Origin of the sequence: Parasphingorhabdus sp., from assembly GCF_036964565.1 — a bacterium.
Lineage (GTDB): Bacteria > Pseudomonadota > Alphaproteobacteria > Sphingomonadales > Sphingomonadaceae > Parasphingorhabdus.
The window spans coordinates 105,056-125,645 of the sequence record NZ_JBALTN010000008.1 but is presented as its reverse complement, the minus strand read 5'-3'; the positions used below and the strand labels follow the sequence as shown (position 1 = coordinate 125,645).

Genomic DNA, 20,590 nt, shown 5'->3' with positions numbered 1-20,590 from the left:
GTTCCAAATTTTTACAATTCAGAGCGGTCCCGACGTCCACACCCGCTCTTTGAACCACTAGGGGAAGTCCATGACTGTCAATATGAAGAACTGGCAAGAACTGAAGAAGCCCAACGTCCTCGACATCAAGCCTGGCGGTGATCCGAAGCGCAAGGCGACCTTTATCGCTGAACCTCTCGAGCGCGGTTTTGGCCTGACCATGGGCAACGCGCTGCGTCGCGTACTCCTGTCCTCGCTCCAGGGCGCTGCGGTCACCTCGATCAAGATTGAAAATGCGCTCCACGAATTTTCGTCGCTTCCCGGCGTTCGTGAAGACGTGACAGACATCGTCCTGAACATCAAGCAGATCGCGCTGAAAATGGAAAGCGAAGACGCCAAGCGTCTGCAGCTCTCCGCAACCGGTCCTGCTGAAGTCAAGGCGGGCGACATCGCGGTTTCCGGCGATATCGAAATCATGAACCCTGATCTGGTGATCTGCCATCTCGACGAAGGCGCGTCGCTGAACATGGAGCTGACCGTCAATGTCGGCAAGGGCTACGTACCGGCTGTTGCCAACCGTCCGGCCGACGCGCCGATCGGCCTGATCCCGGTTGACTCGCTTTATTCGCCGGTTCGCCAGGTTTCCTACAAGGTGGACAATGCCCGCGTTGGCCAGGAACTGGACTTTGACAAGCTCAACCTGACCATCGAAACCGACGGTACCGTCACCCCGGAAGATGCAATTGCCTATGCCGCGCGCATCCTGCAGGACCAGCTGCAGCTGTTCGTCCATTTCGAAGAAGCACTGGAACAGGTATCCTCGCCGATCGGCATGGCCGCTCAGCAGAGCCAGGCGGAAAGCGATGCCAACCAGCTCAACCGCTATCTGCTCAAGAAGGTCGACGAACTGGAACTCAGCGTCCGCTCGGCCAACTGCCTCAAGAACGACAATATCATCTATATTGGCGATCTCGTGCAGAAGACCGAAGCCGAAATGCTGCGCACCCCGAACTTTGGCCGCAAGTCCTTGAACGAAATCAAGGAAGTGCTGTCGAGCATGGGTCTGCGTCTCGGCATGGACATTCCCGGCTGGCCGCCTGAAAATATCGAGGAAATGGCCAAGAAGCTCGAGCAAGAGCTGCTGGGGTAAGCGATCTACCGTCCGTTCCGGGATAGCCCGGACGGGCATCAGGGGTTCACTGGTGATGCCCCGTTAAAATCACCTGCTGCGGGGTACCTCATACGGCCCCTTAACGAACAAAGGAAATACCATGCGTCATAGAATGAAGGGCCGCCGGATGCAGCGGACCGGTGCTCACCGTCAGGCTCTGCTGAAGAACCTCGCCGCGGCACTGATCAAGCACGAACAGATCATGACCACTGTGCCAAAGGCGAAAGAATTGCGCCCGGTTGTCGAAAAGCTGATCACGCTCGGCAAGCGCGGTGGCCTGTCCAATCGCCGGATCGCGCATTCGCGCCTGATGGACGAGACCCAGGAAAAGAAGCTGTTCGAAGTGCTGGCTGACCGTTATGCGGAACGCAGCGGCGGCTATACCCGCATCATCCGCGCCGGCTTCCGTGCTTCGGATGCGGCTCCGATGGCGATCATCGAACTGGTCGACCGGGATGTGGACGCCAAGGGCCAGGACAGCGGACCGGACCAGAATGCTCAGGACGAGTACGAAGACGCCTGAACCGCTTTCCAAACGTCATAGTTTCAATTGATAATGGAGGTCGCGAGCGATAAGCTTGCGGCCTCTTTTCTTTGCCGAGGTGTATATGCGTAACTTGACCCTCCTGACCTTTGCCGCCGGACTGGCACTCGGTTCACCGGTGCTTGCAGCCGATCATGACAATAAGGATATCCTGCTGACCTATCCCGAAACACGAACCGTCGATGTCGTCGAGGAACAGTTTGGCGAATATATTTCCGATCCCTATCGCTGGCTCGAAAAGGACGTCCGGGAAGATGCCGACGTGGCACAATGGGTCAAGGCGCAGAATGCCGTGACCGATGCCTATCTCGATGCGCTGCCCGGGCGCGAGGCGCTGGCTAAATCGATGACGCAGCTGTTCGATTATGATGATCTGGGCATGCCCGAAGAGGCAGGGGGCAAATATTTTTACGAGCGCAAGAGCGGTGGCCAGAATCAGGCCGTGCTCTACGTGCGCGACGGCGCCGATGGCGAAGAGCGGGTGCTGCTCGACCCGGCGACCTGGTCGAAGGACGGGGCGACGGCACTGTCGGGCTGGAAGGCCTCGGGCGATGGCAGCTTGCTGGTCTATGCGATTCAGGACGGCGGATCGGACTGGCGCACGCTCAAGCTTCTCGACGTGCAGAGCGGCGAGGTCAGATCCGACAATATCGATTGGGCCAAGTTCACCGATCTGGCCTGGATGCCGAACAATGTCGGCTTTCTCTATTCGCGCTTTCCCAAGCCGGAAGAGGGCGCTGCGTTCCAGTCGCTCAACGCCGACCATGCCGTGTATCTGCACCTGATCGGCAATGATCAGGCCAAGGACCTCAAAGTCTACGCAACGCCGGATCGGCCGGAACTCAATCATTCTGCGGAATTGACTTCGGACAAGGAATGGGTGGTGATCACCTCCTCATCCGGGACCGACGACCGCTATGAAATCACCCTGGTCAAGGTCGATGCGCCAAAGCTGCAAACGCGCAAGCTGGTCAGTGGCTTCGACCATTCTTGGCAATTGATCGATGGCGTCGGCGACACGCTCTACTTCCTCACCAACAAGGACGCGCCGCGTTTGCGCGTGGTGAAGACCGACCTGAGCGCCGAACAGCCCGAATTTACCGAGCTGGTCGCTCAAAGCGAGGCCGTGATCGACGGCGCGATGATTGTCGGCGACCGTCTGGTGATCAGCTATCTGGTCGATGCCAAGAGCCAGCTTTCGACTTTCGATCTCGACGGCGAGGCGCTTGGTACGCTCGACCTTCCCGGCGTCGGGCAGGTCGGCGGCCTCAGCGGCTCGATGAAGAGCGATGAAGGCTTCTTCACCTTCCAGAGCTTCAACCGGCCGACCACGGTGTTCCGCTATGAACCTGCGACCGAGCCAACAATCTGGGCGGCGCCTTCGCTGCCGTTCGATCCCGATACGGTCGCGGTGACCCAGCGCTTTTACGAAAGCAAGGATGGCACCAGGATCCCGATGTTCCTGGTCCACAGAAAGGACCAGGATCTCTCGCAAGGCGCGCCGACCATGCTGTACGGCTATGGCGGGTTCAATATCTCGGTGCTGCCGCAATATAAGCCGGCATGGATGGCGTGGATCAAGGCAGGCGGCGTGTTCGCCTCGGCCAATCTGCGCGGCGGCGGGGAATATGGCAAGGAATGGCACAACGCCGGCCGGCTGCAGAACAAGCAGAATGTCTTCGACGACTTCATCGCCGCTGGCGAATATCTGGTCGGCGAAGGCATCACGCCGAAAGACGGTCTGGCGATCGAGGGTCGGTCCAACGGCGGCCTGCTGATCGGTGCGGTGATGAACCAGCGGCCCGATCTGTTCACCGCCGGCCATGCCGCGGTCGGGGTGATGGACATGCTGCGTTTCGACCGCTTTACCGCGGGACGCTACTGGGTCGATGATTATGGCTATCCGGACAAGGCGCAGGATTTTGAAACCTTGCTCGCCTATTCGCCCTATCATAATCTCGAGGGCGGCGTGGACTATCCGGCGCTGATGGTATCGACCGCCGATACCGACGACCGGGTGGTGCCCGGCCATAGCTTCAAATATATCGCCCGGCTGCAGGCGCTTGATACCGGGGATGCGCCGCACCTGATCCGCATCGAGACCCGGGCCGGCCATGGCAGCGGCAAGCCAACCGACAAGATGATCGAGGAATATTCCGACATCTACGCGTTTCTCGCGCACGCAACGGGGCTCGATCTGACCGAATGATCGGTCTGCCGGGGACGGGCGTGGCTTTGCTGTCGCGTCCGCCCCGGACAGACGTTCATAAAAAGTGCTGATTACATGAACGAGCGCTGTCGACTCAGTTCAGTCTCCACTCAACCCGAATCATCTACAAGGGCTTTGCAAGCTCGGGAAAAGGTTTCGGGCAGTGTGAAAGGAAAGTGGACATGAACAAGTTGAACAAAGCTCTTGTCGGAACCGCTGCTGCTGCTGCAATGGCTGTTTCCGCTACCCCAGCTATGGCCCGGGACAATCACAATGGCGGACCGAGCGCCGGCGAAGTGATCGCCGGTGTCGCCATCATCGGTGCGATCGCCGCCATCGCCAGCTCGGGCAACAAGGATCGCGACTATCGCGGCGGCAATTATCGCGGCGACCGCTACGGCAATGACCGCTACGGGGAAACCCGCTTCGGCAACGGCTATCGCCAGATCGGCCAGCGCCAGGCCGTCAACCGCTGCGTGCGCGCTGCGGAACGAGGCGCAACCAACTATGGCCGGGCCAATGTCACGGATATCCGCGATATCGACCGGACGCGCTATGGATATCGGGTCAAGGGTCGGCTTCTCGTCGAACAGGGTCGCGACCGCTATCGCCGGGGTGGCTCGGACAAGGGCAACTTCACCTGCTATATCGAAGGCAACCGGGTAAGCGATGTCCAGTATAGCGGCCTCAACTACAGCCGCCGCTAGAGGCAGAGCTCCAACGGAATGAAAGAAAATGGTTCAGCCTGGTGACAGGCTGGACCAATTATGTTTGAAAACACGGCGCTTCCGGGCTTCGGAATCCGCATGACACAGGGGTGTTTCCATATGACCAAATTGACCAGATTTTCTGCTCTTGCAGCCTCCATAGCCTTGCTCTGCACCGGGCTTTCGCCGGCCATGGCCGCGCCGATTCACGCCAGCGCCCCGATGGCCACCCCGATTGAAGCGGGGACGCTGGGCTGGTCGGCGGACAGGGAAACCGCCCAGGGCTGGCGCGACTATCGTGGCTACCGGGGATATCGCGGTTATCGTCGCCATCGCGACGGCATCAGCGGCGGCGATGTTCTGGCCGGTATTCTCGTGATCGGCGGCATTGCTGCGATTGCCAGCGCCGCTTCCAAGAATGACCGCAACCGGCGCTACGAGGATCGTGACGCTCGTCCGGATGACCGGCGCTATGATGATCGTTATAATGACCGCCGGGACAGCAATTATGATCGCGGCACCGGCGACATGGAATCGGCGATCCGCGTCTGTTCCGATGCTGCCGAACGGCAGGCCGGAGGCAATGCTCGGGTATCGGAAGTCGATTCCGTGATCCGCGATGGCGCCGGCTGGCGGGTCGAAGGCGCGCTTGAAAACAGCGAACAGCGCACTTTCCTCTGTGGTGCCAGCGATGGCCGCGTCGATTTCGTGCAACTGGAAAACGGCGAACTCGCCTTCGCCAATTAGCGCCCGGCGCTAGACCGCGGTCCGGCCGAACTCTTGGCGGGTCACCGGGTGTGACCCGCTCAGCCCGCCATCGACGGCAATCGCCTGGCCGTTGACATAGGAGGAGCGGTCGGACGCAAGGAACAGCGCCACTTCCGCCATTTCCATCGGTGAGGCACCGCGGCGCAACGGGTTGAGATAGCCGAGCCGGTCTTCCTTGCCCTTTTCCCGCGCCTTGTCGTAGATGAACTGGGTCATGCCGGTTTCGGTGATCCCGGGGCAAATCGCATTGCAGCGGACATTGGATGTGGCAAATTGCTGCGATGCCACCTTGACCAGATTGATCACCCCGGCTTTCGACGCCGAATAGGCGGGGCCGCCCGCGCCGGACCTGATCCCGGCAACGCTGGCGGTGCAGATGATCGAACCGCCATGCTTGCTTTCGGCGATCACCTTGCCGGCATATTTGCAGGCGAGGAATGGCCCGATCAGGTTGACCCGCAGCACTTCCTGCCATTCGGCTACGCTGCTGTCGAAAATTCCCTCGAAACCGCCACCGATCCCGGCATTGGCAAAGAAGACGTGCAGGTCGCCAAAGCGCTGTTCCGCGGCATCAACCAGCATCTCGACATCACCCTCGGATCCGGCATCGGCGCGGATCGCGATGATATTGCCTTCGGAGCCCTTGGCGGTCTCCTCGACCGCATCGGTCACATCGCTGGCAATGACCTTGGCGCCATGTTCGGCAAAGAGCAGGGCGGCTGCCCGACCGATGCCACTGCCGGCACCGGTGATGATCGCAACCTTGTCCTTTAGATCCATATCAGGCTCCTGCGCGTTGTGCGGCCTCCCATCCGGCTTGTGCCAGCGGCGTGACCCGATCCGACATTTCGGCGGCAGCGGCGCTGTTGGCGGTGCCGTCGGCTACCCGCTTCTGTATGCCTTGCAGGATAGCAGCAATGCGGAACAAATTATAGGCCAGATACCAGTCCATCGGCGGCAGCTCTGCCATGCCGGACTTTTCGCAATAGCGGGCAATGGCTTCTTCGCGTGAAGGAATGCCGAGCGCGGCCAGGTCGACACCCTTCAGGCCGCTGCGGCCCTCCGGTTCCATCTCGTAGGCCATCAGCCAATAGGCAAAATCGGCGATCGGATCTCCCAGCGTCGACAGTTCCCAGTCGAGCACCGCGATCACCTTGGGTTCGTCATGCGCGAAGATCATGTTGTCCAGCCGGTAATCGCCATGGACAATGCCAAAACTCTTCTGCTCCGGGATGGTCTTGGTCAGCCACTCGATCAGCTTGTCCATCTCGGGGATTTCCTGCAGCTCGGACAGCCGATATTGCTGCGTCCAGCGGGATATCTGGCGCTCGCAATAATTGCCGGGCTTGCCGTGATTTTCCAGACCCAGTTCGGCCGGATCATAGCTGTGCAGCAGCGCCAGCGTGTCGATCATCTCGAAATAGATCGCGCGGCGTTCCTCGGGGTTGCTGTCCGGCAGCGTGCCGTCCCAGAATGTCCGTCCGTCGGCCATGCCCATCACGTAGAACATCGTGCCAATCACGCTGTCATCATCGCACAGGCCATAGGGCTTCGCGACCGGAAAGCCGGCCGGATAGAGACCGGCAATCACCCGGAACTCGCGGTCGACCGCATGCGCTGACGGCAGCAGCTTGCCGAACGGCTTCTTGCGCAGCACATAGGAGGTTGTCGGCGTGTCGATCTTGTAGGTCGGGTTCGACTGGCCACCCTTGAACTTGCTCAGCGTCAGCGGCCCGGCAAAGCCCTCGACATGGGCTTCCATCCATGCCTGCAGCGCTGCCTCGTCGAGCTTGTCCTTCTCCGGCACGTCCATGGTGCCGGTCATATCTTCCTGTGGATTCATGGAAGTCCCTCTTCCTCTAATTAAAGACAATCACGGAGCGGGCCGCATCACCTTTTTTCATTTTGTCAAAACCGTCGTTGATCCGTTCAAGCGGAATTGTTTCGGCGACAATACTATCCAAATCGAGCAATCCGCGCATGTAGAAATCGACCAGGCGCGGGATATCGACCGGGAAGCGGTTGGATCCCATCAGCACGCCCTGCAATTTCTTGCCCGACAGCAGGTCCATAGCGCTCAGTCCGACCTTGTGATCAAGCGGCATCATGCCGAGAATGGTGGCGGTGCCGCCGCGCTTCAGCGAGCCGACCGCCAGATCGCCGGAGGCTGGACGTCCGACGGCTTCGATCGCATGGTCGACACCGCCCTTGGTCAGTTCCAGAATCTGGGCAGCCGCATCGTCCGCCGAGGCATCGATGACATCTGTTGCACCAAGCTTGATCGCCAGATCGCGCTTTTCCTGGATCGGGTCGGCGGCAATGATCCGGCCGGCACCGGCAATCTTCGCGGCATTGATCGTCGCCAGACCGACTCCGCCGCAGCCGACAACGACAACGGTTTCGCCCGGCGTCAGCTTGCACGAATTGAAGATCGTGCCTGCACCAGTGGTCACGGCGCAGCCGATCACGGCGGCACGGTCCAGCGGCATTTCGGGATCGATCCGCACGCAGGCATGTTCGTGGATCAGCATTTGCTCGGCAAAGGCTGACAGGTTGAGCATTTGCCCCACCGTCGTCCCGTCGGGCCGGGTGATCCGCGGTGCTTCATCGGGGCCGCGCCTGGTGTCGGCACCGAGGCAAAGCGACATCCGGCCGGACACGCAGAATTCGCAATGCCCGCAATAGGCTGAAAGACAGGATACGACCGCATCGCCGACCGCTACCGTACGCACTTCGCTGCCGATCGCCTCGACAATGCCCGCCGCCTCGTGACCCGGAATGGCGGGCAGGGGATGCGGATAGGCACCGTCGATAAAATGCAGATCCGAATGGCAGAGCCCGCAGGCCGCCGTCCGGATCAGCACTTCATGCGGCCCCGGCTTGGAAATCACCACGTCCTCGATAACGAGCGGTTTGCCCGTTTCGACCAGTACTGCTGCCTTCATGTTCTGCTCCTAGCGGGTAACAGCGAGATCTCCGGACGAGAAGTCTTCGTTCATCTTGCTGCCGTCGGCGGTTTCGGCATATTTGCCATATTCCATCTTGGCGATCGTGCGATTGTGCACTTCATCCGGACCGTCGGCGAGACGCAGGGTCCGCTGGTGCGCATAGGCGCTGGCCAGGCCGAAGTCGTTGCTGACGCCGCCGCCGCCATGGGCCTGGATCGCGTCGTCGATGATCTTCAGCGCCATGTTCGGGGCCTGGACCTTGATCATGGCGATCTCCGCCTTGGCATATTTGTTGCCGACCTTGTCCATCATGTCCGCTGCTTTCAGGCAGAGCAGGCGGCTCATGTCGATGTCGATGCGGGCACGGGCAACGCGCTCGTCCCAGACGCTGTGCTCGGAAATGCGCTTGCCGAACGCGATCCGCGACTGCAGCCGATTGACCATCTTTTCCAGCGCTTCCTCGGCGACGCCGATGGTGCGCATGCAGTGGTGGATACGACCGGGTCCGAGGCGACCCTGGGCGATTTCAAAGCCGCGGCCTTCACCGAGAATGATGTTATCTGCGGGAACGCGCACATCCTTCATTTCGACTTCCATATGGCCGTGCGGCGCGTCGTCATAGCCGAATACCGGCAAGTGACGCAGGACCTTCACGCCGGGCGCGTCGGTCGGCATCAGGATCTGCGACTGCTGGGTGTAGCGGCTGCCCTCGAAGCTGGTCTTGCCCATCACGATCGCGATCTTGCAGCGCGGGTCGCCGAGACCGGAGGACCACCATTTGCGGCCGTTGATCACATATTCGTCGCCGTCGCGGACGATCGCGGTTTCGATATTGGTCGCATCGGACGAGGCAACGGCCGGTTCCGTCATCAGGAAGGCAGAGCGGATCTCGCCGTTCATCAGCGGCCGCAGATATTGTTCCTTCTGCTCCAGCGTGCCGTAGCGGTGGAACACTTCCATATTGCCGGTATCGGGCGCGGAACAGTTGAACACTTCGGAGGAAAAGCCGATGCGGCCCATTTCCTCGGCGCACAGCGCATATTCCAGATTGGTCAGGCCAGGGCCTTCAAATTCGAACGTATCATCGATATGCGGCAGGTTGGGGTTGGACGGAGGCATGAACAGATTCCAGATGCCCGCTTCCTTGGCCTTCTTCTTCTCTTCCTCGACAACCTGCAGGACCTTCCAGCGCTCGCCGGTGGATTCCTCCTTGTGGAAATCCGCGACGCGGGGGCGGAGGTGATTCTCGATATGCTCGCGTACCCGGTTGCGCCAATATTCCTGCTTTTCGGTGAGGTCGAAATCCATTCCCAAGTCCTTTTCTTAGTTCTTGTAATTTAACTATGCGGTTAAGTTATCAGAGGCTGCATCGCTTTGCCACCGCGAAAGCGATAGGCCGGACGAGTTTTTGACGCCGGTTCCTTCATTTGATCTTCGGCAGCGGCGTCGCCAGCTTGGCAATGCGCTCGCCATGATCGCGCTCGGTGAGCGGAAACAGGGTGTAGGCCCAGGTCCCGGCAAATCCGATCACGGTGACGAGCGAAACGAAAATCAGGGCGAGATTGTCGACGATCGCCGGATCGACGCTTCCCGGGATCGCCTGCGACGGCAGCTGGATGAAGGAGATGATCACGCCGGACAGCAATATGCCCATGCCGCCGACCATTTTCTGCATGAACCACATGCCCGACGAGAAAAGGCCTTCTGTACGCTTGCCGACATCAAATTCATAGGCATCCGCGACATCGGCCATCATCGACATGGTCAGGATCATCGCCGATATGCTGGCACCAATGCCGATGACCAGAAAGGAGAAGAGAATCGGGATCAGATAAGACGAGCCGGGTGCCGGGAAAAAGTCGATCATCCGCAGCCAGTATGGGGCGGTGCCGACAATGACCGCGAACAAAGTCAGCATGGCGGCGCCCTTTGGCTTGCCGGTGCGCTTGGAAATCGGCGTCACCAGCAGAAAGGCGAGCAGCACCCCGATGAACAGCACGGCCGAATAGAGCGTCAGTTCCGCCGAGCCAAATTCCCAGACATGGGTCAGCAGATAGGGAGTCATGGCAAAGGTAAGCCCCTGGTTGGTGAAGGCGAAGACGCCGGCGAACATCAGCAGCAGGAACGGCTTGAAGCGAAACGCCGCGAGCATCTGGGCAAAACCCTCCGCCGTTGCTGGCGGGGTGCCTTCGGCTTGGTAGCGCTTCACCATCCGTCCATGGGTGCTGACCGCCGATACCAGAACGGAAAATGCCATGATGCCGGCCCCGACGATGGCATAGGTCGAATAGCCGTCGGCGTTCAGCAGCCCGACCGGATAATCCTCGCTCGGGACCAGCAGCACGCCATAGGCAATGATCATGATGCCAAGCCCGCTCGCCCAGCCGAACAGGGTGCGAAAGCGCAAGGTGCTGGTGCGGTCGTGATAGTCCCGGCTGAGTTCCGGCAGCAGGGCCAGCGAGGGGACTTCATAGGCGGACAGGGTGATCCGGACCAGCATCGCCATGGCCAGCAAATAGAAAAATTGCAGCGTGGCGCTGGTCTCCGGCGGGTGCCACAGCAGCAGCCACGCGATCGCTATCGGAATGGCGGCGCCATAGAGCCAGGGATGGCGTCGTCCGATCGGCGTCCGGGTCCGGTCGGTCATCTGCCCGATCAGCGGATCGATGAACGCATCGACGAACAGCGCGATGGCGATCGCCAGGCTGACGACATCGGCGCGCATGCCGACGACCTGATTGTAATAATAGAGCAGGAAGACGGAAAAGCCGTTGTCCTTGATCCCGTAGGCAGAGGCGCCGAAGCCGTAGAGTATCTTGGTCCGGAGCGGCAGCTTGTCCGAAATATCCGTCAACGCGGCGGCTCCGGCAATATGGCGCTGGCTGCCGCTTCATCGATGGTATCGATGACAGCGGTCCTGTCTGAAATTCGCATCCTCTTGCCCGTCCTTTTCTTTTGACCCTTAAAGCGGTGAAGTTTTGGCGCGTCAATCACTTGTGCTGGCCAGCCCGGTTTCCGCTACGGAATGCAAAACACTGGCCGACCGTGGAAAATTATTGCATCCGATGATCCAAAAATTCTTGCTTTCAGGCCAAGGGAATCATTGAATCGGTCATCGCAATTATGATAGTCGAACTTTAATTAAGCAATTAAAAGGATCACCATCATGTCTGACCTGGAAACCTTCCGCGCGGAGACCGCTGCCTGGCTGGAAGCCAATTGTCCGCCGGAGATGCGGCAGCCGATGGTCGATGAAAGCGATGCCGTCTGGGGCGGGCGCAACCCGACCTTCAAGCCGGGGCAGAAGGAATGGCTGGACGTGATGGCGGCGAAGGGCTGGACGGTGCCGGACTGGCCCAAGGAATATGGCGGCGGCGGACTGTCGCGCGCCGAGGCAAAAATTCTCGGCCAGGAAATGGCGCGTCTGAAATGCCGCTCGCCGCTGTCGAGCTTCGGCATCTGGATGCTCGGGCCCGCATTGCTGCACTTTGGCACCGAGGCGCAGAAGAAGCATTTCCTCCCGCCGATCGCGCGCGGTGAAATCCGCTGGTGCCAGGGCTATTCCGAACCCGGTTCCGGCTCCGATCTCGCCTCGCTGCAGACCAGCGCCGTCGACCAGGGCGATCATTTTGTCGTCAACGGCCAGAAGATCTGGACCAGCTATGCCGACAAGGCCGACTGGATTTTCTGCCTGACGCGCACCGACAAGAATGAAAAGCACAAGGGCATCACCTTCATGCTGTTCGACATGGCCAATGAAGGCGTGTCGACCAAGCCGATCGTGCTGATCTCCGGCCAGTCGGCCTTTTGCGAGACATTTTTCGACGACGTGAAGGTGCCCAAGGAATATGCCGATGGCGTGTCCTCGGTCGTCTACGAGGTCAACAAGGGCTGGGACGTCGCCAAATATCTGCTCGGCCACGAACGCAGCATGATTTCCGGTGGCGGTTCCGAAGGCTCGACCTCGCTCGGCGCGAAATTTGCCGACCAATATGGCCGCGACGACAAGGGCCGGCTCGACGATCCGATGCTGCGCGCGCAAATGGCCGAGATGGACATCGACGTGCTCGCCTTCCGCGCCATGGCGGAGCGCTTTGGCGACACGTTCAAGGCCGGCCTCTGCCATCCGGCGCAGCCCAACATGATGAAATATGCCGGCACCGAGATCAACAAGCGCCGCCACGAGCTGATCATGGCGGCCGGTGGCAGCGAGGTGCTGGAATGGGAAAGCGAGGCCAGCAACGGTGGCCTGACCGCGCGCAGCTGGCTGCGGACCAAGGCGAACAGCATCGAGGGCGGCACCAGCGAGGTGATGCTCAACGTCGTGTCGAAGCAGATCCTGCACCTGCCGGGCGCCTGACCGGAGCCATTGCCGATACACCCATAGAGCGCACGGCTCCGCCCGCGCGATGCACCGATTGATATAAGGACCAAGACATGCCGCTTTATCTGAACGAAGACCAGCAGATGCTGCACGACAGCGCCGCCGAATTCATGAAGGGCGAGGCCCCGGTTGCGCACCTGCGCGAATTTCGCGACAAGCAGTGCAAGGATGGCTTCTCGCACGCGCTGTGGAAGCAGTTTGCCGAAATGGGCTTCACCGGCATCCTGATCGGCGAGGACGAGGGCGGTCTCGGCATGGGCCATGTCGAGGCCGGCGTTGTGCTCGAGGAAATCGGCCGCAACCTGACGCCTTCGCCGTTTCTGACCACGGCTGTGGCGGGCGTGGAAGCGCTCAACGCCGGCGGCAAGGCGCTGCGCGACAAATATTTCCCTGGCATCCTGTCCGGCGACACGGTGCTGGCGCTGGCCGTCGACGAGGGGGCCAAGCACCGCCCCGACCGGATCGCCATGGCCGCAACCCGCGAGGGCAATGGCTTCAAGCTCGACGGCAAGAAACAGTTCGTGGTCCAGGGCGGCTCTGCCGACATGCTGATCGTCGCGGCGCGGACCAGCGGCAGCGCCGGCGACGACAAGGGCCTGACCCTGTTCGCCGTCGATGCCAAGGCGCAGGGCCTGTCGAAGGACAGCGTCCGGCTGGTCGACAGCGCGATGGCGGCGCATCTCGAATTTGACGGTGTGCTGGTCGATGCCGATGCAGTGATCGGCGAGGTGGACGAGGGCGACGCTGTCCTGCGGCGGATGCTCAACGCCGGCCGCTCCGGTGCCGCGGCGGAAACGCTCGGCGTTGGTGCCGGTTCGATGGACATCACCGTCGACTATATCAAGGGCCGCAGCCAGTTCGGGACGCTGATCGGCTCCTTCCAGGCGCTGCAGCACCGGATCGCGCATCTCTACAGCGAAATGGAAATCGCCCGCGCCACCGTGCTCAAGGCTCAGCAGATGCTCGACGAAGGTTCGTCCAAGGCCGAACTGATGGTATCGGTGGCCAAGGCCAAGGCGGGCAAGGCGACCGCACTTTCAGTCCGGGAAGGCGTGCAGATGCATGGCGGCGTTGGCATGACCGACGAATATGACATCGGCCTCTACATGAAGCGCGACCGCGCGCTGCAGGAATTCATGGGCGACGTGAACTATCACACCAATCTCGTTGCCGAAATGCACGGCTATTAAAGGAATATAAGCATGGATTTTAACAAGCTTTTCTCGCTCGAGGGCCGCGTCGCCCTCGTCACCGGCGGCCAGCGCGGCATTGGCGCGATGATCACCGAAGGCTTTCTCGACCAGGGCGCAAAAGTCTATATCTCCGGCCGCAAGGCCGATCAGGGCGAAGCCGCTGCCGCCGAATTCGGCGACAAATGCATCTACATCCAGGGCGATATCTCGACCTACGAAGGCTGCAAGGCGCTCGCCGCCGAGATCGCGTCGCGCGAGGACAAGCTCGACATATTGGTCAACAACGCCGGCGTCGCATGGGGCGAGGAATATCTTTCCTTCCCGGAATCCGGCTGGGACAAGGTCATGGACACCAACGTCAAGGGCCTGTTCTTCCTCACCCAGGCGCTGCACCCGCAGCTCAAGGCCGCCGCCAGCTTCGAACGCCCCGCCAAGGTCATCAACATTGCCTCGATCGACGGGTTGAAGGTGAACCCGTGGGAAACCTACAGCTATCAGGCGTCGAAGGCGGCGGTGATCCACCTGACCCGCAAGATGGCCTCGAAGCTGGTCCAGGAAGATATCATTATGACCGGCATCGCACCCGGCGCCTTTGCCTCGTCGATGAACAAGGCCGCCCGCGACCATGAAAATGCGGTCGAGAAGGGCATCCCCGCCAAGCGCATCGGCCGGCCCGAGGACATGGCGGCTGCCGCGATATTCCTGGCCAGCCCGGCGGGCGACTATGTCGTCGGCACCACCATCCCGGTCGATGGCGGAATCGTCAACGCCGCCAATCCCGCAGCATCGATCGACGCCTGAACCGTCTTGCCGCTTGACGGCATGATCTCCTAACTGTATTAATACAGCAATACAGTTAGGAGATCATTATCATGTCCCTCAAATATACGATTCTGCTGGCGGCTCTGCCGCTCGCGCTTTCCGCCTGCAGCAAGGGTGAAGACGAATCCCGGGTATCGATCGACTTCAGCGACGACAGCAAGCCGGCATCTGAAAAGATCCGCATCGGCGGCGACGGCAAGGAAAGCAAATTCTCGGTCAAGGCCGACGGGTTTTCGATGGACATTGATCTTCCGTCGATCACGCTCGACAGCGAAGATTTCGACATGAACAATATCGATCTCTATCCCGGCAGCCAGATCACCCGCTTTGACATTGAGGACGCGAAAGGCGAGGGCGGCAAAGTCCAGATCGGCTTCAAGGCCCCGGTCGCCGTCGACACGCTCGCCGACTGGTATGAAACGCAAATGTCCGCCAAGGATTTTGCCGTGACCCGCGACGGCACCACGCTGTCCGGCAAGACCGACAAGGGCGATCCGTTCTCGCTGGCGCTGACCGAAATCTCGGGCAAACAGTCCCGCGGCGTTCTGGCGTTCACCGAAAGCAAATAGATTCGGCCATCCGGCAGTCCACCCACGGCATCCTGAACTCGTTTCAGGATCTCCATCGGCACCGCGCAATCTCACGGGGTCCTGAAACAAGTTCAGGATGACGATAATCGGGGGAGTTGGGTGGATTGCTAGCCCCAGTCCCGATTTTCCCTTCTCCCGTGAGGGAGAAGGACGCGCAGACTTGGCAGCTTGCTGCCTAGTCGCAGCTGGATGAGGGTGTACTGCGCTTCAGAGTACAGAACACCCTCATCCAACGCCGCCTAATGCCCCCGGAACAAGTCCGGGGTCATAATGCTCTGTATCCTTCTCCCTGTATCCTTCTCCCTCAAGGGAGAAGGGGTAAGCTTTGCCTGTTAGGGCGACTGTGCCCGCCGCTTTGGATTGCTGCTCCTGAATCAAACTCTCGATAACAATGGTACCTGATCCATCACGCCTTCACCCGCCAATACGGCGCTCCAGTTGCATATCATGCAACTAGTTCGGCTCCGTTTTCAATTGAAACCTTGTCGCGACACGACCATCTGCCCCTCATAAGTTACGCAGGAAAAGAGATGTTTGTCAGGCGTTAAAACAAGGGAAAAAATCCATGAAAACGCTTTTCAATATTGTCGCCGCCCTGTCCGTCAGCAGCATCATTTTGCTTTCTACGGTTCAGGTCTGACAAACCAGTTACAGTCCCGGTTGCCGCTTCCTCCTCCTCCCGATGACGGCGCCGGGATTGGTCCAACGGTCCGGTCCTTCCCATCCCCTCCCACCCGAAGGGCCGGACCAGCGGACAACTTTCCCCGATTTGGCGCTTAAGGGCGCTTTTCCGAAATTATCCACCATATCAGCAGCAGTTTTCCACCGCTAAGTGGAAGGCCTGTGGATAACTTGTGTGTTTCCGCTAGGAGCGACTCGGCATCTGGAGTCATATATCAGTCATCGGAACGGAAACGGACGAACCAGCGACCAGTCAGCGATGACCCGCAGGACAGCCCGGGACCCGGAAGATGGTCGAGACGACCGGTTTGTTTTTCGCAAGAAAAGGATACCGATCTCTGGATCGATGATCGGAGAAAGCCCGAAAAGGGAAGGCGCAAGCCCGAACGGATCAGACGGACGAAGATCATCAGGCAACCGGACCAGATGCGGGTTGGAAACCGAAGCGGACAGGCGCAAGCCGACACGCGGAAAACCACCAACCATCAACGCAACTTTCCCGGAAGCCGGACGCCGAACAAGCGACCGCCGGAATCGCAAGAGGAAGGCAGTCCCAACAGAGGCGCAGCGGGAGCTTATCTTCGGATAAGCTCCCGTTTTTCGTTGGACCTGTGCCGCGCTCGCTGTTCCTTGGCCGAACCAGCCTGTCCCATTGACCAGCTTCCCACCGGCATCAATACTGCTAGTTTGACTGCGCCGACTCATATCGCATGATCCGGCCAACAACAAACAGGACAGGATGATATGGACACCAGCAAACTCATGTTCCGCGACGGCCTGATGCAGGGCGAACGCATTCTCGTGACCGGCGGCGGCACCGGCCTTGGCAAGGAAATGGCCGAAGGCCTGCTCAAGCTGGGTGCAGAGGTCCATATCTGCGGCCGGCGCGGAGAAGTCTGCCAGGCCACCGCAGAAGAGCTGGTCGAAAGACATGGCGGCAAGGTCGTCCCGCACCCCTGCGATATCCGCAGCGCCGAGATGATCAGCGAGATGAACGACCTGATCTGGCAGCAGCACGGCCCGCTCACCGGCCTGATCAACAACGCGGCGGGCAATTTCATTTCCCGCACCGAGGACCTCTCGATCCGCGGCTTCGACGCGATCGCCAATATCGTCTTCCGCGGCACCTTCTACATGACCCATGATATCGGCAAGCGCTGGATCGAGGGCAAGACCCGCGGCAATGTCGTCTCGATCCTCACCACCTGGGTGTGGAACGGCAGCGCCTTCACCGTGCCCAGCGCAATGTCCAAGGCCGGGATCAACGTCATGACCCAGAGCCTGGCGGTCGAATGGGCCCGCTACAATATCCGCCTCAACGCGATTGCGCCGGGCCTGTTCCCGACCGAGGGCATGTCGAGCCGGCTCAACCCGACCGGCAGCGACGAGGACCGCAAGCGCAGCGGCGCACCGATCAACCGGCCCGGCGAAATGCACGAACTGGCCAATCTCGCCACCTTCCTGCTCGGTCCGGGCGCCGAATATCTGACCGGCCAGACCATCGCCATCGACGGCGGCGGCTATCTCGCCGGCGGCGGCAATTTCTCGCAGCTGCTCGCCTGGGGCGACGATGAATGGAATGCCGCCAAGGACGCGATCCAGGGCCAGAACCAGAAGGACCGCGCCAAGCGCACGGTCTGAGTCGGTCGCCACATTTCTTTTACGATCCGTGACAAACATCACAGTCCCGGCGAATTAATTGGGTTAACAAATCCCTGCGGCACCAATCAGATCAAGCATTTCACTCGATACAGATGCGGTGCCGCACCAACCCTTTCAGGGTATCCGGGAGAAGTCCGACGGTTTTTGCGACCCGGCCGTCGGGCTTCTCTTGGTTTATCTGGCGTGGATCAGGGGACTGGCCGGCACAGCGCAGAAACCCTGAACCGCCATTCCCACCCTCCCGTTAGACCAAGGCGCATCATTCGTCCTTGCGAGCGCAGCGCGGCAATCCAGCGCGGCAATCCTGGGCGATCCCGGTAAGACGCCCTGGATTGCCGCGTCGCCTGCGGCTCCTCGCAATGACCGATCCCTTTGTCATCCTGAACTCGCTTCAGGATCCCACCCGTTCGCCACCAGGTTCGAAGCGTAATCCGCATCTTCGTGCCTTCGCGTCTTCGCGCGAGAAATTTTCATCCGTCCTCCACTCTCCCGTTCGTCCTGAGCCTGTCGAAGGATGAGTGCGCGTGCTTCGACAGGCGCAGCACAAACGGAGATCAACCAACGCAGCTATTTCGTCATTGCGAGCGCAGCGCGGCAATCCAGGGCGGTGATGCGGAACGATCCCGGCAAGACGCCCTGGATTGCCATGTCGCCTGCCGATCCTCGCAAGGACACGCCATTTCCGCTTTCCTACACACCGCCCCATCGGATATTCTGCGAACCGGTCTTGCACCCGACTCAGGACAGGCTCTTTGACATTCTGGATATTATGCAAATGGATCGGAAGCCGTCCTGAAAGGTCACACTCGGCATCGATCACGCGGTCCAAAAGAGAAAGAAGCTCAATAGTTTAAGACAAAGATCACGGAAAATAAAACCGGACGTCTTTGTAAACTTCGCTAGCGCGCTTGCTGGATCGCCGCCTCGGCGGTCATCACTGCCTCGCCATTCGTGCCCAGCACCGCGAGATTTATATTCTCGCCCTTGCGCTGGCCGACCAGATGCAGCGCGCGATTGGCAAAGGCCGGCGCCTGGCCCCGGAAGGAAAAGCGGGACAGCCGGTCATGGCCCAGTTCGCTCGCGGCCAGTTGCAACAGCAGGGTCGCCATCAGCGGCCCCTGTACGACCAGGCCGGAATAGCCCTCTTCCTCGACCGCATAGGGTCGGTCATAGTGGATGCGGTGGCTGTTGAAGGTCAGCGCGGAATAGCGGAACAGCAGGGCCTCGGACGGAATGATGGTCTGCTGCCAGTCCCAGCCGCCAAGGTCGGCGGTTTCGGCTGCCGCCGGCTTGGGCGAAGCGGTGACCACGGCGGGCTCGCGGTAGACGATATTCTGTTTTTCACGGACCGCCGCCCGGCCCGCTACGCTGGTTTCATGGTCGACGCCGACGAACACCAATGTGCCGGATTTCCCCGCCTTCTCCTCGATCGAGGCGATGGTCGAAACCCGGGTGATTTCGTCTCCCATCCGCAGCGGTGCATTAAAGGAGACGCTGCTCGACGCCCACATCCGGCGGGGCAGGGGGATTGGCGGCAGGAAACCGCCCTTGGCGGGATGGCCGTCGTCACCCAGTTCGCTGGTCGGCGCATCGGGCAGGCAGAGGCACCAGTGCAGCCCCTGCGGAATTGCCTCCGTCACCGGCTGGTCCAGCGTCGCGCAAAAACGTGCCACCAGCCCCGGCGTAATGACATCGCTGCGCGTCTCGCTCCTGCCGATCCAGTCCGCCCAGCCGCCCATCAATAGCTCCGCGGCAGGCCCAGCACATGCTCCGCGACATAGGACAGGATCATGTTGGTGCTGATCGGGGCGACCTGGTAGAGCCTTGTCTCGCGAAACTTGCGCTCGACATCATATTCGGCGGCAAAGCCGAAGCCGCCGTGGGTCTGGACGCAGGCCTCTCCCGCCGCCCAGCTGGCATCGGCGGCGAGCATCTTGGCCATATTGGCTTCCTCGCCGCAATTCTCGCCCGCCTCATATTTGCGCAATCCCTCATGGACCAGCAGCTCGGCGGCGCGCATCTGGGCATAGGCGCGGGCGATCGGGAATTGCACGCCCTGGTTCTGGCCGATCGGCCGGCCGAACAACACCCGCTCCTTGGCATAAGCGGTGGCCTTCTCGATGAACCATTTGGCATCGCCGATACATTCCGCCGCGATCAGCAGCCGCTCGGCGTTCATGCCGGACAGGATATAGCGAAAGCCGTTGCCTTCCTCGCCGATCAGATTGGCCGCCGGCACCCGCATATTGTCGAAGAACAATTCGGTGGTGCTGTGGTTCATCATCGTCTCGATCGGACGGATGGTCAGGCCCTTGTCTCGGGCCGCGTTCATGTCGACGAGAAACACCGACAGCCCGTCGGTGCGCTTCGCCACCTGGTCGCGCGGTGTCGTGCGGGCGAGCAGCAGCATCAGGTCGCTGTGCTCGGCGCGGCTGGTCCACAGCTTCTGGCCGTTGACGACATAATCGTCGCCGTCCCGCTTCGCCACGGTCTTCAGCGCCAGCGTGTCGGTGCCGCTTGATGGTTCGGTCACGCCAAAGGCCTGCAGGCGCAGTTCGCCGGTGGCGATCTTCGGCAGATATTGCGCCTTCTGTTCGTCGGACCCATGGCGCAGCATCGTGCCCATGATATACATTTGCGCGTGCACCGCGCCGCCATTGCAGCCCTGCGCCTGGATCTCCTCTAGAATCGCCGCCGCGGCCGAGATCGGCAATCCGGCGCCGCCGAATTCCTCCGGGATCAGCGCCGCGAGATAGCCGGCCTCTCCCAGCGCCGCGACAAATTCGCTCGGATATTCCCGAGCCTTGTCGCGGGCCCGCCAATATTCGCCGGGAAATGTCTGGCATAGCTTGGCCACCTCCTCGCGTATGTCGCTATAATCCTGCATCTGTTGCCGTTCCCTGTTCATTTCCGCGCTGCCCGCGTCCTTCGC

At 60.5% G+C, this 20,590-nt stretch carries 19 protein-coding genes; 11 read left to right on the top strand and 8 right to left on the bottom strand.

Features of this window, described 5'->3' with window-relative positions; genetic code table 11:
* Window positions 1–70: 70 nt before the first annotated feature.
* The 5 genes from V7650_RS12705 (at window position 71) to V7650_RS12685 (ending at window position 5,357) form a co-directional block, all read left to right on the top strand.
* Window positions 71–1,129, top strand: a complete 1,059-nt coding sequence (locus V7650_RS12705; RefSeq protein ID WP_335656618.1) for a DNA-directed RNA polymerase subunit alpha — start codon at window positions 71–73, stop codon at window positions 1,127–1,129.
* A 121-nt stretch (window positions 1,130–1,250) separates the two neighbouring features.
* Complete coding sequence (rplQ, locus tag V7650_RS12700) at window positions 1,251–1,673, top strand: 50S ribosomal protein L17 (RefSeq protein ID WP_335656617.1); 423 nt, start codon at window positions 1,251–1,253, stop codon at window positions 1,671–1,673.
* Between the two features lie 85 nt (window positions 1,674–1,758).
* Window positions 1,759–3,903 (top strand): prolyl oligopeptidase family serine peptidase, encoded by a 2,145-nt coding sequence (locus V7650_RS12695; protein ID WP_335656616.1) that lies wholly within the window; start codon window positions 1,759–1,761, stop codon window positions 3,901–3,903.
* A 182-nt stretch (window positions 3,904–4,085) separates the two neighbouring features.
* A complete protein-coding gene (locus V7650_RS12690; RefSeq protein ID WP_335656615.1) occupies window positions 4,086–4,610 on the top strand; it encodes a hypothetical protein in 525 nt (174 codons plus the stop codon).
* A gap of 120 nt (window positions 4,611–4,730) precedes the next feature.
* Window positions 4,731–5,357 carry a hypothetical protein gene (locus V7650_RS12685; protein ID WP_335656614.1) on the top strand — a complete coding sequence of 209 codons (627 nt, stop codon included), beginning with the start codon at window positions 4,731–4,733 and terminating at the stop codon, window positions 5,355–5,357.
* A 9-nt stretch (window positions 5,358–5,366) separates the two neighbouring features.
* Here the strand turns inward: V7650_RS12685 and V7650_RS12680 are convergent, their stop codons facing one another.
* From V7650_RS12680 to V7650_RS12660, 5 genes are all read right to left on the bottom strand, one after another.
* Window positions 5,367–6,158, bottom strand: a complete 792-nt coding sequence (locus V7650_RS12680) for an SDR family NAD(P)-dependent oxidoreductase (RefSeq protein WP_335656613.1) — start codon at window positions 6,156–6,158, stop codon at window positions 5,367–5,369.
* A 1-nt stretch (window position 6,159) separates the two neighbouring features.
* Window positions 6,160–7,221: a phosphotransferase family protein gene (locus V7650_RS12675; protein WP_335656612.1), complete on the bottom strand. Its 1,062-nt coding sequence runs from the start codon at window positions 7,219–7,221 to the stop codon at window positions 6,160–6,162.
* 16 nt (window positions 7,222–7,237) lie between these two features.
* A complete protein-coding gene (locus V7650_RS12670) occupies window positions 7,238–8,323 on the bottom strand; it encodes a Zn-dependent alcohol dehydrogenase (protein ID WP_335656611.1) in 1,086 nt (361 codons plus the stop codon).
* Between the two features lie 9 nt (window positions 8,324–8,332).
* Window positions 8,333–9,634 carry an acyl-CoA dehydrogenase family protein gene (locus V7650_RS12665; RefSeq protein WP_335656610.1) on the bottom strand — a complete coding sequence of 434 codons (1,302 nt, stop codon included), beginning with the start codon at window positions 9,632–9,634 and terminating at the stop codon, window positions 8,333–8,335.
* A 115-nt stretch (window positions 9,635–9,749) separates the two neighbouring features.
* Window positions 9,750–11,180 carry an MFS transporter gene (locus V7650_RS12660; RefSeq protein ID WP_335656609.1) on the bottom strand — a complete coding sequence of 477 codons (1,431 nt, stop codon included), beginning with the start codon at window positions 11,178–11,180 and terminating at the stop codon, window positions 9,750–9,752.
* A 312-nt stretch (window positions 11,181–11,492) separates the two neighbouring features.
* On the opposite strand from V7650_RS12660, the gene V7650_RS12655 reads away from it, so the two are divergent.
* From V7650_RS12655 to V7650_RS12640, 4 genes are all read left to right on the top strand, one after another.
* The gene (locus V7650_RS12655; protein WP_335656608.1) at window positions 11,493–12,686 is read left to right on the top strand and encodes an acyl-CoA dehydrogenase family protein; all 1,194 of its coding nucleotides are present in this window, start codon (window positions 11,493–11,495) and stop codon (window positions 12,684–12,686) included.
* Window positions 12,687–12,763: 77 nt separating this feature from the next.
* The gene (locus V7650_RS12650; protein WP_335656607.1) at window positions 12,764–13,900 is read left to right on the top strand and encodes an acyl-CoA dehydrogenase family protein; all 1,137 of its coding nucleotides are present in this window, start codon (window positions 12,764–12,766) and stop codon (window positions 13,898–13,900) included.
* A 12-nt stretch (window positions 13,901–13,912) separates the two neighbouring features.
* Window positions 13,913–14,704, top strand: coding sequence for an SDR family oxidoreductase (locus V7650_RS12645; protein WP_335656606.1), 792 nt, complete (start codon window positions 13,913–13,915; stop codon window positions 14,702–14,704).
* Window positions 14,705–14,775: 71 nt separating this feature from the next.
* Window positions 14,776–15,294 (top strand): hypothetical protein, encoded by a 519-nt coding sequence (locus tag V7650_RS12640; protein ID WP_335656605.1) that lies wholly within the window; start codon window positions 14,776–14,778, stop codon window positions 15,292–15,294.
* Window positions 15,295–15,859: 565 nt separating this feature from the next.
* Here the strand turns inward: V7650_RS12640 and V7650_RS12635 are convergent.
* Window positions 15,860–16,021 (bottom strand): hypothetical protein, encoded by a 162-nt coding sequence (locus tag V7650_RS12635; protein WP_335656604.1) that lies wholly within the window; start codon window positions 16,019–16,021, stop codon window positions 15,860–15,862.
* A gap of 719 nt (window positions 16,022–16,740) precedes the next feature.
* Here V7650_RS12635 and V7650_RS12630 point away from each other — a divergent pair.
* Together V7650_RS12630 and V7650_RS12625 are read left to right on the top strand one after the other, a co-directional pair.
* The gene (locus V7650_RS12630; protein WP_335656603.1) at window positions 16,741–17,637 is read left to right on the top strand and encodes an SDR family oxidoreductase; all 897 of its coding nucleotides are present in this window, start codon (window positions 16,741–16,743) and stop codon (window positions 17,635–17,637) included.
* 535 nt (window positions 17,638–18,172) lie between these two features.
* Complete coding sequence (locus V7650_RS12625) at window positions 18,173–18,454, top strand: hypothetical protein (protein ID WP_335656602.1); 282 nt, start codon at window positions 18,173–18,175, stop codon at window positions 18,452–18,454.
* A 103-nt stretch (window positions 18,455–18,557) separates the two neighbouring features.
* On the opposite strand, the gene V7650_RS12620 is transcribed toward V7650_RS12625, so the two are convergent.
* Together V7650_RS12620 and V7650_RS12615 are read right to left on the bottom strand one after the other, a co-directional pair.
* Window positions 18,558–19,397: an FAS1-like dehydratase domain-containing protein gene (locus V7650_RS12620; protein ID WP_335656601.1), complete on the bottom strand. Its 840-nt coding sequence runs from the start codon at window positions 19,395–19,397 to the stop codon at window positions 18,558–18,560.
* The gene (locus V7650_RS12615) at window positions 19,397–20,545 is read right to left on the bottom strand and encodes an acyl-CoA dehydrogenase family protein (RefSeq protein ID WP_335656693.1); all 1,149 of its coding nucleotides are present in this window, start codon (window positions 20,543–20,545) and stop codon (window positions 19,397–19,399) included. Before V7650_RS12615 ends, V7650_RS12620 begins: the two co-directional genes overlap by 1 nt.
* Window positions 20,546–20,590 lie beyond the last annotated feature (45 nt).

Coding starts and splice junctions, on each gene's coding strand:
- V7650_RS12705 (WP_335656618.1), top strand. CDS start 71: ATGACTGTCAATATGAAGAACTGGCAAGAACTGAAGAAGCCCAACGTC.
- rplQ (WP_335656617.1), top strand. CDS start 1,251: ATGCGTCATAGAATGAAGGGCCGCCGGATGCAGCGGACCGGTGCTCAC.
- V7650_RS12695 (WP_335656616.1), top strand. CDS start 1,759: ATGCGTAACTTGACCCTCCTGACCTTTGCCGCCGGACTGGCACTCGGT.
- V7650_RS12690 (WP_335656615.1), top strand. CDS start 4,086: ATGAACAAGTTGAACAAAGCTCTTGTCGGAACCGCTGCTGCTGCTGCA.
- V7650_RS12685 (WP_335656614.1), top strand. CDS start 4,731: ATGACCAAATTGACCAGATTTTCTGCTCTTGCAGCCTCCATAGCCTTG.
- V7650_RS12680 (WP_335656613.1), bottom strand. CDS start 6,158: ATGGATCTAAAGGACAAGGTTGCGATCATCACCGGTGCCGGCAGTGGC.
- V7650_RS12675 (WP_335656612.1), bottom strand. CDS start 7,221: ATGAATCCACAGGAAGATATGACCGGCACCATGGACGTGCCGGAGAAG.
- V7650_RS12670 (WP_335656611.1), bottom strand. CDS start 8,323: ATGAAGGCAGCAGTACTGGTCGAAACGGGCAAACCGCTCGTTATCGAG.
- V7650_RS12665 (WP_335656610.1), bottom strand. CDS start 9,634: ATGGATTTCGACCTCACCGAAAAGCAGGAATATTGGCGCAACCGGGTA.
- V7650_RS12655 (WP_335656608.1), top strand. CDS start 11,493: ATGTCTGACCTGGAAACCTTCCGCGCGGAGACCGCTGCCTGGCTGGAA.
- V7650_RS12650 (WP_335656607.1), top strand. CDS start 12,764: ATGCCGCTTTATCTGAACGAAGACCAGCAGATGCTGCACGACAGCGCC.
- V7650_RS12645 (WP_335656606.1), top strand. CDS start 13,913: ATGGATTTTAACAAGCTTTTCTCGCTCGAGGGCCGCGTCGCCCTCGTC.
- V7650_RS12640 (WP_335656605.1), top strand. CDS start 14,776: ATGTCCCTCAAATATACGATTCTGCTGGCGGCTCTGCCGCTCGCGCTT.
- V7650_RS12630 (WP_335656603.1), top strand. CDS start 16,741: ATGGACACCAGCAAACTCATGTTCCGCGACGGCCTGATGCAGGGCGAA.
- V7650_RS12625 (WP_335656602.1), top strand. CDS start 18,173: ATGAGTGCGCGTGCTTCGACAGGCGCAGCACAAACGGAGATCAACCAA.
- V7650_RS12620 (WP_335656601.1), bottom strand. CDS start 19,397: ATGGGCGGCTGGGCGGACTGGATCGGCAGGAGCGAGACGCGCAGCGAT.
- V7650_RS12615 (WP_335656693.1), bottom strand. CDS start 20,545: ATGCAGGATTATAGCGACATACGCGAGGAGGTGGCCAAGCTATGCCAG.